Consider the following 17929-nt stretch of genomic DNA (forward strand, 5'->3'; position numbering starts at 1 on the left):
TTTGTAGAAAGGCTGATTAGCGGTTATACAACCACATCAGATTTTTTAACTTCTCGGCTTCGTGCCTGTTAAAGAGATCAGGTTTCAGACGCCAGATCCAATTGTTGTCGGTAGTAGAGGGCTTATTCATAGTGGCTTCAGTGCCCAGGCCCAGTACATCCTGCACAGGCAATACCGCCAGTTGTGCTACCGAGCCAAATGCGAGCCGCCCCATAACCTCATGAATATTCTCGGAGCTAAGGTGAGTGTTGGTATAATTCCCAAGTCTGCTTTTGTCTTCGTAGCTGGCCTGTGTCTCAAACCAGCCGCGCATGGTGTAGTTGTCGTGGGTGCCGGTATATACTATAGAATTTTTTATGTGGTTGTGGGGCGTGTAGGCATTCCGTGGCATATCATCACCGAAGGCAAAAATGAGCAGACGCATGCCTGGCAGATCGAACTGCTGCATCAATTCCCGCACCGGTTCATCTATCTCTCCCAGATCTTCTGCAATAATCGGCATCTCAGGATGGTTCTTTCGCACGATGGAAAGAATTTTGGCACCTGGCGACTCTACCCATTTCCCATTGATGGCGGTTTTTTCAGAAGCAGGCACTTCCCAATACGCGGCAAAGGCACGGAAATGGTCGAGGCGGAGCAAGTCGAATAACCGTAGGTTGTGGTCTATGCGCCGTATCCACCAGTCGAAGTTCTGTCTTTCTAGAGTTTCCCAATCAAAAACCGGTGTTCCCCAAAGCTGGCCCGTCTTACTGAAATAATCTGGTGGCACACCAGACGATGCGAATGGCTGGCCTTCCTCATCGAGCTTGAAATACTGTGGATGCGCCCAAATGTCGGCACTGTCGTGGCTGACGTAAAACGGCATATCGCCGATGAAATGCAGTTCCTTTTCGTTGCAGTAAGCTTTTAGTTGCTCCCATTGTTTGTAAAAGAGAAACTGGAGAAACTGCTCCCGTTCTATTTCCACACCCAGCCGATCGGCTAACTCATGGATCGGCCGTTCCTCTCTCGTTTTTATTTCATCGTCCCAATCTACCCAGCTTTTATGTTCAAAGTGGTTTTTGAAAGCTACGTACTGACTATAGTCAATCAACCAGGATTTGTGCTTCAGAATAAAGGCTTCGAATTGGGTATTCAGCTCCGTAGATGGGTATTGCTTGAAATTTTGATAAGCCTTTTGCCAAATGCCTCTTTTGTATCGGGTAGCCTCTTCGTAATCTACTTTAGAGTCGCTGAACGAATATTCATCAGTATCAAGATCCTCTTTTTGTAACAAGCCATCCTTCACCAACAGCTCTGGGCTTAGCAAAAGTGGGTTTCCGGCAAAAGCGGAGTGGCTACTGTAAGGAGAATTACCTGACCCTGTTTCGGTAGGGTTCAAAGGCAAAATCTGCCAGTAGCGCTGCCCTGCCTCTGCCAGCAGATCGGCAAATTTATAAGCCTCCGGCCCCAGATCGCCTATACCAAAAGCCGATGGGAGAGAAGTAATATGAAGAAGCAAGCCGCTGCTACGTTTTTTAATGATCATGATGCTGTTGCGGTTAAAAGTGCTACAGGAAATTTATTTAATAGGTCTGCTACAGGAATTTCCTGCTGCAAAGAGAGTTGTTGCTGCCCAAACACCTGGTTCCAGCTAAGAGGAGCATCTGGTGGTAATACGATGGTGGTGTCTTCCCATACCTGGCCCAGCGGAAGTTCCTGCTCTGAAACAACCGGCACCAACAAACGTGGAACCACTACCAGGCACCACTGCCCTTCATACTTGCGGGTGAAGGCCAATATGTGCGTTTTATGCTTGCCAGTTACATTTACAGGTTGGTAGTCTCCAAAGCTGAAAAGTTCGTGCAGCTCGTTACGCACGTTCAGGGCCTTGTAAAGCAGGTACAGTTTTACGCGGGCATCGGCTGGGTTCGCCAGCAGGTCGGCCAGTAGGCTTTCGCTATCTTGCTGTTCCTGCGCTTTTAATTCTGTAAGGTACTGTTGCCGTTGCTCATAATCTACCGGGCGTCTGTTATCCGGATCTACCAGACTGAAATCCCAGAGTTCGCATCCCTGGTAAATATCTGGCACGCCGGGGCATGTTACTTTTAGCAGAGCTTGGCAAAGTGAGTAAATCCAGCCGTAATGAGCCAGCTTGAGGAAAAACGGACGGAAAGCCTGCATAAATTCTTCGTCTTTCAGAAGCAGGTACTCCACCAGCTCTTTTACTGCCTCTTCATACTCTTCGTTCGGCTCCGACCAGTTCGTGTTTACCTTAGCCTCTCTAAATGCTTTAATTAAGTATTCCTGCACCCGCTCCACCACGGTTTCGTCTACGGCACCATCTACAGGCAGTACGCCCAGCAGCGTCTGCAGCAAAAAGTAGATATCGTTGCGTTTAGGTTTACCGGCCTTTATGTGCTTATTAATCATTTCCAGCCAAACCTGTACTTGTTCTTCCCATTCGTCAGGCAGTTCGCTTAGCACATTTAGGCGCATGCGGGCCCCTTCGCCTCTTTTTGTGTCGTGGGTGGCAGTCGCATTCAGAGAGTGTGGGTAGCTCTTGAGTTTGTATTTCATGAGCTTATGGAACTCGTTTGGCCTGATGTTAAACACATCCGGGCTATTGCCGACTTCGTTAAGGGAAATAATGCGGTTGTAATTGTAGAAAGTAGTGTCTTCTACGCCTTTTGCTGCCAACGGGCCAGTAAACTGTTGGCTGCGCATCACAAAATAAAGCTTGTGTTGCAGTACCTCTTCCGACTCCTGTAAATCTGGCTGAAACAGGGTGCGCAGGTGGTGCAGTTGAGGTTCTATGGCGGGTGCGCGATGCAAGGCCTCTGCAAAGGCTTTATCAATTATTTCTACCGCCAGCTCCGATAGCGGGAACTCGCGCACATAGATTCGGTAAACAGGAAAAGAGGCTAGCAATACACCCAGTGCTTTTCGCCACTCGGCATCTTCAAACTCAGAAGTAAGCAATTGGTGCTCATGCAGGTAGCGGAGAAGGTTATCAAGTTCACCAGGCATCTGGTTCTTCAGGATATACATCTTCTTCTCAAATACCAGCTTTTCGTAATCTGTGGCTGCGTCTGGTACCAGGCGCTTGTAAAGCGAGGTGAGTTTGGTCTCACCAGTAGGGTCGGTAAACAAGTTACTGATCCAGGCCAGAAAATCATAGCCGCTATTGCCTTGTATTGGCCAGTCTTCGGGTAAGTTTTCGTGCCCTTCCAGTATTTTTTCTACCACCAGGTACACCTCCTCACCAGCTAATTCCCTTAGCCGTTCCAAGTAAGTATCCGGGTCGAAAAGTCCATCTACGTGGTCTACCCGCAGCCCTTGCAGCGAGCCAGTATCTACGAGGTGCTTTATAAACTCGTGGTATTTGTCAAAAACTTCCTTCTGCTCCATGCGGAGGCATATCAGGTCATTTACTGTAAAAAAGCGGCGGAAGTTGATTTTTTCCTCCGTTACCTGCCAGTGGCAAAGTGTATAAAACTGCTGGTCGAGCAGCTCTTGCAGGAGGTCAGGGCTGGTATTATACTTTTTAAGTAAGTTGTCTTTGGCCAGTTTAAGCGGTTCCTGCTGCTCTACCAGTTGGTAGATGTCCAACAGATTCTGCTGCCAGAGTGCTCTATCTATTTTATCGGAGTTGATAGCCTGCTGCAAATGCTCAAGCTTTTGGTTTAACTCATCAGATGCAGCACCTGCGTCATCTGCAATTTGCTGCAACAAAGGCTGGTACACAGACAAGCTGGCAGGGTAGCAGGAATCGAAATAGTTTATACCTAATCCACTTTGGCTGAAAGAAATTTTAATTTGCCCTTCCTGCAACACCTTTTCTAAAGGATCGCCTAGGAAAGGAACCATTAGTTTCCCTCCAAAATCCGGATGCGCTAAGTCAATGTCGAAAAAGTTGATATAATAAGACTTTTGCCCTTTTTCGAGTACATCCATGAGCCAGCTATTCTCGGGGTGGTAAGCCATGTGGTTGGGAACAATGTCCTGCAACCACCCCATGCCACGCTCCTGTAGTTCCTTTGAAATTTCTTCGAACTCCTCCATGGTACCGATCTTCGGACCAATCTGCTCAACTTCTGCTACGTCGTAGCCGTGTTCGCTTCCGGTTTTGGCTTTAAAAAAAGGTGCCGCATATACTGTGCTGATGCCTAACTCCTGTAAGTAGGGTATAACGTTGCGAACGTCTTTCAGCGTGAAAGAGGGCGACACCTGTAACCTGTAGGTGGCTTTAGGAATATAAACCATATAAGATTATGCTTTTAGATTAAGACTAGCGTATAACAAATCAAACTTACGGCACCACTCTGCAGCTCCTTCATCTCCTTTGATGCTCCAATGTTTATAGTCTTCATATATTTCTTTTCGCATAACAAAAGCACTGTTTTGTGCGTGCCAGTACTCCGGCTCAACGGGCGATTTGCGGAAAAGGTTGATAAGGTCTATTATCAATTCCATGAGATCAACATTATCGGGATACTGCTCAAGTTGTTGCATCAGACCCTGCACACGTTTGGCCAGGTCAAAGTTCAGCGTCTCTGCATTGAGTTTCACATTCATACGCTCTGCTTCGTTCAGCAGTTTCTGTATCTCCTGCGGGTTAATTTCTTCTTTGGCAATCTCGTTCTGAAGCCTGTTGTTAATAATATACTCCACTGTGGTAAGTAAGGGGCGCGGCAGAGGCATGGAGAGCCGGCGCATCGCCTGCATCAGCGGGTAATTATTATTATACACATTCAGGAAATCATTTTCTATGTTGTGCATCGTCTGCTCCAGCACCTGGTCCAGTATTTTTTTCTGTTCGTCTTTGAACAAGTGCCAGAAGGAGTAGTAATGGGCTTCGAAATATTTGTCGAGCAGCATGATGACCTCGCTCACATTGCCTCTGTTAAAGGCATTGCTGAGTTCAAGGTGCATAGCCCTGAAGGTTTCATCATTTACGAATTTACGTACGCCTCCAAATAGCTGGTGGTCACCCATGTGCAGAACCGCGAATGTAAAAACTTCCTCGTTCCAGGTAATGTTAGAATGAATTTTGGCCTGCCCTGTTGCGAGTTTTAAACGCCCTGCTTCCAGGATGTCGTAGTTCTCTGAGGTAGCACTATAGCTATACAGATTTAGGTTTTCTGGTTTATCGGCGAATAAGGAGGATACGGCGTAGTGAGCACCAACCCGAAGCAGGTTAATAATGGTTGGCTTCACGTGCTGGTTATACACATCGGCCGCATTACCGTATTCCGGAATGTTGCTTTTAGCTTTGCTCAGATACTCTAAAAAGGTAGTGCGGTAATCGTGGCCGTTAATGCCATAAGCCAATTGCAAGGCCCTGGCAGCATAAAAGATATCCTGCACTGTTTCTATCCCGGTAACTTCATCGAAGAACCACCCACAGCTCGTGTACATGAGCATGGTGTGGTACTGCATTTCCAACAGGCTCAGGAACTTTGATTGTTCCTCCTTATTTAGATCGCGGGTAGTATGTGAAGAGATAAACCGCTTCACATTTTCCTCCGACCTGTCCATTATCACCTCAATATAATCGTTGCGGGTTTGCCAAGGGTCAGCCTTCAGCTTTTTCATTTCTGCTTCGTACAGCGGAGCCAATTGGTCGCGGAGCCAGTCGAATGCATCGCGCAAGGGGCCGCGCCACTCCTGGTTCCAGTGTCCGTTGCCGCCCGTGTTGCAGCCGCAATTGCTTCTCCAGCGCTCTACTCCGTGGGCACAGCTCCAGGAGGTATCTTCGGTGATTTTGGCTTCATATTCGGGTGGATGTTTTTCTAAGAACTCGCCATAAACTGTAAGGGTGGCATGGTGTTCTTCCTCTATGTGCCGGATAGCGTAAGATAGGGCCATTTCACCGAAGCGGTGGTGGTGTCCGTAGGTCTCACCATCAGTGGCAATATGCATAAGTTGTGGCTCTCTGCTGTTTTGGTCCAGCGTACTGCCTAAGCGGTTTGCAAACCGCTCACCACTATTCAGCAAGCCTTCAAACGCAATTCCCTGCGAAACTGGTCCGTCATAAAAGAACAAGGCAATGCTTTTGCCAGATGGTAAATTACAACGGTATGCTCTGCGGGGATCTATTTTGGCGCCAATGGCATCGTGCCATTCTTTTTCTCCGATCTTGCGGAACTTGTTAGCCTGGTATGGCGACAGGATGGTGAACTTGATGCCATGTTCAGCCAGTACTTCGAGTGTTTCCGTATTGGCTGCTGTTTCGCCCAGCCACATACCTTCCGGGTTGCGGCCGAAACGCTGTTTAAAATCATGATTGCCCCAAATAACCTGCGTGTGCTTGTCGCGCGAGTTAGCCAGTGGCATAATCATGTGGTTGTATACTTGCGCCAATGCGGAGCCATGGCCCGAGAATCGTTCCTGGCTTTCCTTGTCAGCATCCAGAATGGCCTGATAAGTTTCGGGATCTTTTTTCTGCATCCACTCCAGCAGGGTTGGGCCAAAATTAAAGCTGATGCGCGCATAATTGTTCATGATATCGGCTATGGCGCCGCCTTCTCCCAAAATTCTGGAGGCTGAGTTACGGGCATAACACTCGTTCGAGATACGTTCATTCCAATCGTGAAAGGGACTGGCAGACTCCTGAATTTCGACTTCATTTAACCAAGGGTTCTCACGGGGCGGCTGGTAAAAGTGCCCATGCACACATATGTATTTATCTTTCATAATTATTAGTTCTTGCTTTGTAAAGTAAGCAGAGATTCTGGCTGAAGCAAGAAAGAGTTTGTTCCACTTTCTGCCGCTGCTGATCTGTTTGACTGCCCACCCCACTGCACATCGGAGGAGTTCAACAGGACTTCCCACTTATTTCCTGCTTCCTGTGGTACTGAAATCTGTTGTGCCTTGTCGCTAAAATTAAACATGCAATGCACAAAAGGTTGTTGACCGGTGTGGGTAAGGTGCAGCACCTGCGTTGTTTGGTCAAAACTGGCGGTAAGGTTTTGTTTTTCTAACTTCGAAAAAGCTGGAGCTGTTTTCCTTAACTGGATCAGGGCTTTGTAAAAATCCCTTAGTTGCCGTTGTTGCTCGTTTTGATGGTAGCTATGCTGCAGTTTAGATTTCTGAAAAGTTTCTTCTGCTTGAGGGTCAGGTGCTTCACCTTTCCAGGCAAAGGCAGAGAATTCTTCCCGGCGGCCTTTGCGCACGAGTTCTGCCAGTTCTTTGTCGGTATGGCTTACAAAATACAAAAACGGATTCTGCTCTCCATATTCTTCACCCATGAACAACATAGGAGTGTACGGCGATAGTAGGACCAGGCCTGCGACCAATTTTAGCTTCTCAAACGAAACCAGTTGAGTAAGGCGCTCGCCCAACATGCGGTTTCCAACCTGATCGTGGTTTTGAGCACATACCACAAACTGTTTGGCAGGATTTTGCGTTGCATCGGTGCCTAGCGTTTTTTTGCGGTGCTCCGAATATATACCATTATAAATAAACCCATGCTCCAGTGTTTTTACCAGATGCTCCGGCTCACCATAATCTTCGTAATACCCTTCACGCTCTCCGGTAACTAATGTGTGCACCGCATGATGGTAATCGTCCATCCATTGAGCTGCTAAACCATAGCCACCTTGCTCAATGGGGTTAAGGAGGCGTACATTGTTCATATCGCTCTCAGCTATCAGAAGGTATTCTCTTCCGGTTTGCTCACCCAACTGGTTTATGTGTTCTTGTAGTTCCTGCAGAAAGTGCTTTGAACCCATGTCTAATATGGCATGCACGGCATCCAGACGAAGTGCATCTATATGAAAATCGCGCAGCCACATGAGCGCATTCTGGATGAAAAAATTACGGACGTGATCGGAGTGAGCATCATCGAAATTAAGTGCTGCTCCCCAGGGCGTGTTGTATTTGGAAGTAAAATAAGGACCATAATCATTTAAATAATTGCCTTCCGGCCCCATATGATTATATACCACGTCGAGGACCACTGCAATACCTTCTTTATGGCAGGCATTCACCAAGCTCTTGAGTCCTTCAGGACCACCGTAGGAGTTCTGCGCGGCGAAAGGATATACACCATCGTAGCCCCAGTTTCTCTCTCCGGGAAACTGCGATATTGGCATAAGTTCAATGGCCGTAATGCCAAGTTCTTTTAATTCAGGTAATTTTTTTTCTATTCCTGCAAAGGTTCCTTCCTCTGAGAAAGTGCCAACATGCAATTCATAAATAATATATTTTTCTAGTGGCAGTCCTTTCCAATCCTTTTCCTCCCACTTAAATTTTGTATGGTCTACCACGGCAGATGCCTCGTGTACAGTGGTTGGCTGAAACTGTGAGGCAGGGTCTGGTCGCTCTGTTTCGCCATTGAGTCGGTACATGTAAGTGGCTCCTGATTCCACCTCTTCTGAGGCCCCGGTCCAATAGCCAAATGCCTCTCTTTGAAGTGATAAGGTGTTTTGAGTCGGCGATTTTATAATTACTTCTACCTCTGTCGCCTCTGGCGCCCAAACTGTAAAGGAAGTGCCTTTTCCTTCAGTAAATTCAGATCCGATTGTTCTAATAATTCCCATCTTTCTTTATAAGTTTTGTCACAGGGTGTATTAACTAACAATTGAGGCAATAGGTTTTCAGTCTTTAAATGAATTAAGTACTTAAACATCTTAAACTTAGATGAACCCGTAATAAGTACTTAATTGATTTTTATTTTATTAGGATATTTGAATATTACCTGAAACATAATTTATATTGTGAGGTAACTACAGTAAACTACAAAAGATAATTAATGGAAGCACTGGAAGGTAAACAACGCGTTGTAATTGAGAATGTGAAGCCGCAGTTGAATTGCGGACAATATCCTGTAAAACGAGTGGTGGGTGAGGAGCTAAGGGTAACAGCAGATATATTTACAGACGGTCATGATGAGGTAAAAGCTATTCTGCTTTATAGGAATACAAAAAAGAAAAAGTGGGAGGAGGTTCCCATGGAATTTTTAGGAAACGACAAGTGGCAAGCCTCTTTCTTTCCGGATAGCATGGGTCGGTTTGAATACACCCTACAAGGTTGGGTCGACCACTTTTATACATGGCAGAAAGGCCTCAAGAAAAAGTATGAAGCCAACCAGGATATAAAGCTCGAATTGCAGATAGGAGCGCAGCATCTGGAAGAAACTGCTGCCACAGCCAAACCCGGCCAGGCCAAGCGCCTGAAAAAATGGGCGCAGGAGTTACAAAATCCGGGGGCAGATGCCGATGCAGTAGCCTTAGCAACAGGCGTTGATGTGACAGATCTTATGAACGCCTGCTCCGACAGAAAAAACGCAACTACGTACAACAAGGTGCTGGAGGTAGATGTAGAGCGTAAGAAAGCACTTTTCAGTACCTGGTATGAATTCTTCCCGCGCTCTACCGCACAAGACGCAGGAGCACACGGTACTTTTAAAGATTGTGAGCGCATTCTGCCCCGCATCGCCGAAATGGGCTTCGATACCGTTTACCTGCCACCTATTCATCCCATCGGCAGAGAATTTAGAAAAGGCAAGAACAATGCAGTAACCGCACAACCGGGAGAACCTGGCTCGCCATGGGCCATAGGTGCTGCGGAGGGAGGCCACAAAAGCATTTTACCTGAGCTAGGAACACTTGAAGATTTCAGGAATTTTGTGGCAGCGGCTCGCGACCACGGCATAGAAATAGCCTTGGATTTTGCCATACAATGCGCTCCAGATCACCCGTATGTAAAGGAGCACCCGCAGTGGTTTAAATGGCGCCCTGATGGTACCGTGCAATATGCCGAAAACCCGCCTAAGAAATACCAGGATGTGCTGCCTGTAAACTTTGAAACAGAAGACTGGCAGAACCTCTGGATAGAATTGAAAAGTATTCTAGACCACTGGATAGCTCAGGGAGTCCATATTTTCAGGGTAGATAATCCACATACCAAAACTTTTGGCTTCTGGGAGTGGTGCATTAGAGAAATCAAAAAACAACATCCGCAAATTATATTTCTGGCAGAAGCCTTCACACGTCCGCGGGTAATGGAGCGATTAGGTAAAATAGGGTTTACACAATCTTATACCTACTTTACATGGCGTAATACCAGCCAGGAAATGAAGGAATACTTAACGGAGCTTACCCAGACAGAAATGCGAGAGTATTACCGTCCGAACTTCTGGCCTAATACTCCTGATATCTTGCCTGTATCGCTGGTAGATGGGGGAGAAGCAGGGCATATTACACGTGTAATAATGGCAGCAACCCTTTCTTCTAACTACGGCCTTTATGGTCCGGTTTACGAGTTCGGCATCAATGTGCCGCATCCGGGTAAGGAAGAGTATACCGAGTCGGAGAAGTACGAAATAAAACACTGGGACTGGGGGCGCAAAACTAAAATCAGCGAGGTTATTACCCTTATCAACAAAATAAGAAAGGTAAACCCTGCCTTGCAAAGCACCTGGAACATACAATTTGCCAATACCGATAATCAGCACCTGCTGGCTTACGCTAAAACTGATAAGGCAACTGGCAATAAATTATTAATGGTAGTGAACATGGATCCGCACCATGTGCAGCCCGGCTGGGTGCAGGTTCCGCTGCAATTGTTTGGTCTATCCGCCGATCAGCAATACATTATGCACGATCTGCTTACCGAGTATAAATACACCTGGACAGGCGAATGGAATTACGTGGAGCTTCGGCCGTATGAGATGCCGGTTCACGTGTTCCGGCTCGAAGAAGCCAACGAAGGCATGGGCCACCAGGAATTAGATGACACCTTTCTCCCGCAATAAATCCGGGAATTCCTAAATAATTCATTTATATCTACTATGGCAGATAAAGAGACGCTGTTAGACGACAACATTCATTGGTACAAAGATGCGATCATCTACGAATTGCACATCAAAGCTTTTAAAGACGGCAATGGCGATGGTTACGGTGATTTTAAGGGTTTAATGCAAAAACTGGATTACCTGGAAGACCTGGGTGTAACAGCTATTTGGCTATTACCTTTTTATCCGTCGCCGCTAAAAGACGATGGCTACGATATCGCTGATTATTATAATATAAATCCATCGTATGGCAACATGCAGGATTTTAAGCTTTTCGTTAAAGAAGCACATAGACGCGGGCTGAAAGTGATTACAGAGTTGGTTATTAACCACACTTCTGATCAGCATCCTTGGTTCCAGCGTGCCCGCACCGCCAAAAAAGGATCGGCTTACCGAGATTATTACGTGTGGTCTGATGATCCGAACAAGTATAACGAGGTGCGGATTATTTTTACAGATACTGAACCCTCTAACTGGACTTGGGACCCTGTGGCAGGTCAATACTACTGGCACCGCTTTTTCTCGCACCAGCCAGACCTGAACTACGATAATCCGAAAGTACAGCAGGAAGTGTTTAAGATGCTGGAGTACTGGCTCGACCTGGGTGTAGATGGTTTCCGTTTAGATGCCGTGCCTTACCTTTTTGAGCGCGATGGCACCAACTGTGAGAACTTACCTGAGACACATGCCTTCCTAAGAAAGCTGCGTGCTCATGTAGATAGCAAATATACAGGCAAACTGTTGCTGGCGGAAGCCAACATGTGGCCCGAAGATTCTGCTTCTTACTTTGGTAATGGCGATGCCTGCCATATGAACTATCACTTCCCCATCATGCCGCGCCTGTTCATGTCGCTGAAGATGGAGGACCGCTACCCGATTATCGACATCTTTAACCAAACTCCTCCGATTCCGGAAACCTGCCAGTGGGCCATGTTCCTTAGAAACCACGACGAGCTTACCCTGGAAATGGTAACGGACGAGGAGCGGGACTATATGTACAAAGTGTACACCAAAGACCCAATGGCGAAGATCAACATCGGTATCCGCCACAGGCTGGCGCCACTGCTGGGCAACGACAGGTCTAAGATTGAGCTGATGAATGTACTGCTCTTTTCTATGCGCGGTACCCCAGTGGTATACTATGGCGATGAAATTGGGATGGGTGATAACTATTACCTGGGCGACCGCGATGGCGTTCGTACGCCAATGCAATGGAACGACGACCGGAATGCCGGTTTCTCCACAGCCAATCCGCAAAAGCTGTACCTGCCAATTATCATTGACCCTGAATATAAATACGAGTCTGTAAACGTAGACACGCAGGAGCACAATCCTAATTCCCTGCTGTGGTGGACGCGCCGGATAATTAACATGCGCAAACGCTACAAAGCGTTTGGCAGAGGCACCATTAAATTCCTGAATCCTTCGAACTCTAAAGTACTTGCTTTTGTGCGTGAGTACCAGGACGAAACCATACTCGTTATTGCTAACCTTTCGCGATTTGCCGAGGCTGTGGAACTTGACCTGCACGAGTACAAAGGTCGTATTCCGATGGAGGTTTTCAGCAAAAACAAATTCCCGGTAATCAAAGACGAAAGCTATCTGTTCACCGTGGGTACCCATGGTTATTACTGGTTCGAACTGCAGCAACAAGAAGTGGTTGGTACTTTCGAAACAGATAAGCATAAACCAGAAGTGCAGCTTACCTCTTTGCGCAATGCCCTTTCTCCTAAAGTGTTGAAAGATCTGGAGTCGAAGGTACTGCAGAAATACCTGATGCGCAGCCGCTGGTTTGGTGGCAAAGCGCGCACTATGCAACGTCTGCAGGTAGTGTCTAACGTGCCGATGCAGGTAGGTAAACAAGGTGCTTCGCTGCTGCTGATTGAGGTGAGTTATAACGAAGGCCTTCCAGAGCTGTACCAACTGCCGATTGCATTTGCTACTGGCGAGCAGGAAGAAGAGCTGATCAACACTTATCCTACAAGTGTGATAGCCCGCGTAAGCGTAGATTCTAAAGAAGGTATTCTGTATGATGCCATGTACTGGGAAGATTTCAGAATGATGCTGTTCCAGATGATGGCCAAGCGTAAAAAGCTCAAGACAGAGAGCGGAGAATTAGTGGGTAATAGCCAGAAGCAGGTTAGTGCCGTGCTTAAAGATGAAGGGCAGCATTTAACATCTCGCATTTTAAGTGCGGAGCAAAGCAACACTTCTGTTCTTTACGGCAATAAGTTCTTTATGAAAGTATACCGTAAGCTTGACAGAGCCATGAACCCAGATGTGGAGGTGATACAAGCACTCTCTGAGAAGGCTAACTTTGAGTATGTGCCTAAGTTTATGGGAACCATTGAGCAACATGAGGGGCGCAAGCAACCAATGGTGCTGATGATGCTACAGGAACTAGTGCCAAACCAGGGTGATGTGTGGGTGTACATGGAAGATGCTTTGAAGCGCTTCTTTGAACGATTGCTGACACAGGATGAGCGGCTTGATCCTAAAAAGTTAATAGGTTCACTTTCCAAGCCAGTTCCTTTTGCCGAGGTACCGGAGGAGGTACAGATGCAATTAGGTGGCGCGCACGTAGAACGGGTAGAACTGTTGGGCCAACGAACTGCCGAAATGCACCTGGCACTGGCTGGTATCGACCACAAAGACTTTACGCCGGAGGATTTCTCGCTGCACTATCAACGTTCGCTTTACTCTTCACTTACCTCGCTGGTGCGTAGCAGCTTCGACCTGTTGCAGAAAAAGCTGAACGATTTGCCGGAGTCTGTGAAGGCGGAGGCAGAAGAAGTTCTGCAGATGCGCGGAGCAGTGCTGGAGCAGCTAAAAACGATTTTCGCTAAGAAAATAGACACGCAGAAAATTCGTACACACGGTGATTATCACCTGGGGCAGGTACTGTTTACAGGCCGCGATTTTATTATCATCGATTTTGAAGGTGAGCCAGCACGTTCGTTTAGCGAGCGCCGCCTGAAACGCTCTCCACTTCGCGATGTTGCCGGTATGATTCGCTCTTTCCATTATGCTGTGTATAACGCTCTGTTCCAACAAGGCACCTTCCGTAAGGAAGACAGCCAGTATCTGGAGCAGTGGGCTGAGCAGTGGTACCATTACGCGAGCGGTTTTTACATGAGTCGCTACCTGGAGCAGGCGAAAGGCACGGGCATAGTACCTGCCAGCGAGCAAGACTATAATGTGCTCATGGAGACATTCCTGCTCGAAAAAGCAATCTATGAACTAGGATATGAATTGAACAACCGTCCGGATTGGGTTCTAATCCCGATCAGAGGCATTAAATATATCATGAGGAAGTATCAGAATGGCTAAACAGAAGGTAGATCAGACAAATACAGACAAGGAGAACACCACACCTGCTGCTAAAACCAGCTCAAAAAAGGGGACATCTAAAGCTGCTACAACGGCTGCACCGGAATCGGATGCCAACGCTGAACCTAAAAAAGCAAGAGGCAGGTCTACAGCTTCAGCAAGTACAACCCTATCCGATGCTCCGGCACCGGATGGGTTATCTCCTGCTCCTAAAAAACGAGCAAGCGCTAAAGCTAAATCAGCAGAAACAACTATTCCGGTACCTGCTCCAAACGAAACGCCAATTCCGGCTAAAAAAGCCAGGGTTAGAAAGGCTCCTGCTTCAGCGTCTGAGATAACACCAGTGGTGACACCAGACTCTGCCCATAAAGAGCAGGAACAAGAGCTGGTAGAGACTCAGCAAGCAGCACCAGCCGAAGAGAAGGCTCCAATGTCTTATGATATCAGCCGGTTCACAGACTTTGATATGCACCTTTTCAGAGAAGGTAAACACTTCTCGCTTTACGAAAAGCTTGGATCTCATGTCATGACCCACAATGGGCAAACCGGCGTTTACTTTGCTGTGTGGGCACCTAATGCAGAAGAGGTTTCTGTAATCGGAGACTTTAACCACTGGAACCGTAGTACTCACCCATTGCGCCAAAGAGGAGACTACTCTGGAATTTGGGAAGGCTTTGTGCCGGAAGTAGGGGTTGGCATGCTTTACAAATATCATATTAAATCGCGCTACCACCTGTACCATGTAGAGAAAAGCGACCCGTTTGCGTTCTGCAGGGAAACTCCTCCGCTTACAGCCTCGGTAGTGGCAGATTTGAACTACGAGTGGCAGGACAATAACTGGCTCGAGCACCGCAGGAATCAGATCGGGCAGCCGCAGCCTTACTCAGTATATGAACTGCACCTGGGCTCCTGGCGTCGACGTCCGGAAGATAATAACCGGCCCTTGACCTATAGGGAGCTAGCAGAGGAACTGCCAGCTTACGTGAAGAGCATGGGCTTTACGCACGTAGAATTTATGCCTCTGATGTACCACCCCTTCAACGGGTCGTGGGGCTACCAGATTACAGGTTATTTTGCAGCGGCCAGCCAATATGGCTCACCGTATGACCTCATGCATCTGATTGATATGCTGCACCAGCATGGCATTGGGGTTATTCTGGATTGGGTGCCTTCGCACTTTCCGTCCGATGAGCATGGTTTAGTTTACTTTGATGGTACTCACCTTTTTGAGCATGCCGATGCCCGCAAAGGATTTCACCCCGACTGGAATAGCTACATCTTTAACTATGGCAGAAATGAGGTTCGCTCTTTCCTAATTAGTAACGCGCTGTTCTGGCTCGACAAGTACCATGCCGATGGATTACGTGTAGATGCTGTTGCTTCTATGCTTTACCTGGATTACAGCCGCAAAGAAGGAGAGTGGATTCCAAATGAATACGGCGGTCGAGAAAACCTGGAAGCTATTTCCTTGCTGAAGGAGTTCAACCAAGCTGTGCATAAGCGTTTCCCTGATGTTAAGACCATTGCGGAAGAGTCTACTGCCTGGCCAGGAGTAACCAACTCGATCGAAAACGGAGGTCTGGGTTTTGATATGAAATGGATGATGGGTTGGATGCACGATACTCTCAACTACTTCTCCAAAGATCCAATATACCGCAAGCACCACCAGGGCGATATCACATTCAGTATCATTTATGCGTTTTCGGAGCGCTTTATGCTGCCTTTGTCGCACGACGAAGTGGTGCATGGTAAAGGATCCCTGCTTCGCAAAATGCCAGGCGATGAGTGGCAGGCCTTTGCAAACCTGCGCGCGCTTTATGGCTACATGTATGCCCACCCGGGTGGTAAGCTGATGTTTATGGGAGGTGAGATTGCTCAGGGTACCGAATGGAACCACGATAGCAGCGTAGATTGGCACTTGCTGGAGTATGGTTACCATGCCGGTGTGCAGCGCACAGTAAACCACCTGAACGAGATTTACAGTAACGAGCCAGCCCTGTACCGCTACGATTTCGACCACCGTGGCTTTGAGTGGATCGACTATAACGATGCTCATAACAGTGTGCTNTACCATGCCGGTGTGCAGCGCACAGTAAACCACCTGAACGAGATTTACAGTAACGAGCCAGCCCTGTACCGCTACGATTTCGACCACCGTGGCTTTGAGTGGATCGACTATAACGATGCTCATAACAGTGTGCTGAGCTTTATCCGGAAAGGTGATGGTCTCGGAGAAATAATTCTGGTAGTTGCCAACTTCACACCTATGACGCATAATCACTATCGCCTGGGTGTTCCGATTGCCGGACGTTGGTTACAGATTTATAACTCAGACGATGCGAGCTATGGTGGCAGCAATGCCCATAACAGAGAAGATTTGCATTCATGGGAGTCGCCGTATCATGGCAAACCTTGTTCCCTTGATGTGGTACTACCTCCTCTGGCCGTAGTCTACCTGAAATTTATGGGATAAGAATTTTTTGACACGGTTGAGGAAAAATTTTATTTAACCTTTAGCCAAATTATCAGCGGCAGCTACCAGTTTGAGGTAGCTGCCGCTGTGTTTTAACAGAATTTTTCAAATGAATTTACCCTTCCTGAGTCATAAAGGGGGAGGAATGCTCAAGGGTTTAGATAGTTAGATTTAGTTTAAAAGAGAGTACTTTCCTGATCCTCTCCGGTAAGCTGTTGAAATTTTAATTCTCCTAGAATACCTGAGTATTTAAAACAACCAAACAGCCATTTTAATAGGAGCAGCCAGCAATGATTTAAATAAAAATGCCCTTCCGGAGGCCTACTGGACTTGGGAGGGCATAGGGTGGGTACAATGTGCAGTCGGTATTATTTTGATTTTCTGAGTGGGAAGAGCTTAGACAAAGTCATTTTATCGCTCGGGCTTTCCTGGGTAACATCCATTTCCGAAACAGAGCGCACATCTTCCACAGAGTAAAAAGCATTAGGGTTATAATCGCGGATAATGCCAATCACTTCCTCTAGCTTCTTTCGCTTCACGATCATGAACAACAGGTTTACTTTTCCTCTGGAGCCACGGGCATCTACACTGGTTAGGCGATATCCGCGCCCGATGAGGCGGCTTATAAGTTTATCGGCTTGCTCAACTGTAATAATGCGCACCACCACCTGGCCCAAGGCCAGTTTCTGTTCAATCCGGAGGCCCAGGAAATTACCGGTAGCAAACCCTCCGGCCCAAGCCAGGTAAGATGCCACGTTGTTCAGGTTCTGCATAACCTGCGTTATGGCAACCAGCCAAATAAGCACTTCTATAAAGCCCAGCAAAGGTGCTATCTTTTTATCGCCTTTGGAGATAAAAACGATACGAAGTGTACCTAAGGTAACATCGCAAATCCTAGCTAAAAAAATGAGTAGCGGTATTATGACCCATTCTACAAGGGCGGGATCTAAGCCTTGAAATATATTCATGCGCAAAAATAGAACTTAAAGCGCTACATACAGAGGCAAAACCAGCTAAATCTTTCTTTTTTAATACTTATAAACTTGCTCTCCAGCTTATCTAGTTGGCCTTAAGTCCGATGCAGATTGCATTAAAATAGTGTTGCCTGGCAGCTGCTGAGGAAACATAGCAACAAAAGTGAACAGATAGTATATTGACTGGATTCGACTAAAACAAAATTGTCGACCTATGGCATAAGATAAAGATACCGAATAATTACTTTTTTAACGTGAACTCGGGAATTAAGCCAATGTTCTGGCGAGGTTAAACTTTTTGTTTTTGTGGTCGAGAAAGGTGTAGGCGGTCAGACCTGAGAGGATGTGGACCAGGGCGTTGATGGGGTTTCG

At 47.0% G+C, this 17929-nt stretch carries 8 protein-coding genes; 3 read left to right on the forward strand and 5 right to left on the reverse strand.

From position 1 onward, the window contains the following. Window positions 1–16: 16 nt before the first annotated feature. The 4 genes from malQ to treZ are packed head-to-tail and all read right to left on the reverse strand — an operon-like array spanning window position 17 to window position 8525. Window positions 17–1528: a 4-alpha-glucanotransferase gene (gene malQ / locus ACMA1I_RS22380; protein WP_337070723.1), complete on the reverse strand. Its 1512-nt coding sequence runs from the start codon at window positions 1526–1528 to the stop codon at window positions 17–19. After that, on the reverse strand, window positions 1525–4245 hold the full coding sequence (gene treY, locus ACMA1I_RS22385; protein WP_337070724.1) for a malto-oligosyltrehalose synthase: 2721 nt from the start codon (window positions 4243–4245) through the stop codon (window positions 1525–1527). Before treY ends, malQ begins: the two co-directional genes overlap by 4 nt. 6 nt (window positions 4246–4251) lie before the next feature. Beyond that, window positions 4252–6678 (reverse strand): DUF3536 domain-containing protein, encoded by a 2427-nt coding sequence (locus ACMA1I_RS22390; protein ID WP_337070725.1) that lies wholly within the window; start codon window positions 6676–6678, stop codon window positions 4252–4254. 5 nt (window positions 6679–6683) lie between these two features. Next, complete coding sequence (treZ, locus tag ACMA1I_RS22395; protein WP_337070726.1) at window positions 6684–8525, reverse strand: malto-oligosyltrehalose trehalohydrolase; 1842 nt, start codon at window positions 8523–8525, stop codon at window positions 6684–6686. 212 nt (window positions 8526–8737) lie between these two features. Between treZ and ACMA1I_RS22400 the strand changes: the two genes are divergently transcribed. The 3 genes from ACMA1I_RS22400 to glgB are packed head-to-tail and all read left to right on the forward strand — an operon-like array spanning window position 8738 to window position 16583. After that, complete coding sequence (locus ACMA1I_RS22400; RefSeq protein ID WP_337070727.1) at window positions 8738–10741, forward strand: alpha-1,4-glucan--maltose-1-phosphate maltosyltransferase; 2004 nt, start codon at window positions 8738–8740, stop codon at window positions 10739–10741. A gap of 36 nt (window positions 10742–10777) precedes the next feature. Continuing rightward, window positions 10778–14110 carry a maltose alpha-D-glucosyltransferase gene (gene treS, locus ACMA1I_RS22405; RefSeq protein WP_337070728.1) on the forward strand — a complete coding sequence of 1111 codons (3333 nt, stop codon included), beginning with the start codon at window positions 10778–10780 and terminating at the stop codon, window positions 14108–14110. Continuing rightward, the gene (glgB, locus tag ACMA1I_RS22410; protein WP_414703968.1) at window positions 14103–16583 is read left to right on the forward strand and encodes a 1,4-alpha-glucan branching protein GlgB; all 2481 of its coding nucleotides are present in this window, start codon (window positions 14103–14105) and stop codon (window positions 16581–16583) included. Before treS ends, glgB begins: the two co-directional genes overlap by 8 nt. 368 nt (window positions 16584–16951) lie before the next feature. On the opposite strand, the gene ACMA1I_RS22415 is transcribed toward glgB, so the two are convergent. Then, window positions 16952–17551 carry a DUF2179 domain-containing protein gene (locus ACMA1I_RS22415; RefSeq protein WP_337070731.1) on the reverse strand — a complete coding sequence of 200 codons (600 nt, stop codon included), beginning with the start codon at window positions 17549–17551 and terminating at the stop codon, window positions 16952–16954. Window positions 17552–17929 lie beyond the last annotated feature (378 nt).

It is taken from the genome of Pontibacter sp. 13R65 (genome assembly GCF_047525655.1).
Taxonomy (GTDB): Bacteria; Bacteroidota; Bacteroidia; order Cytophagales; family Hymenobacteraceae; genus Pontibacter.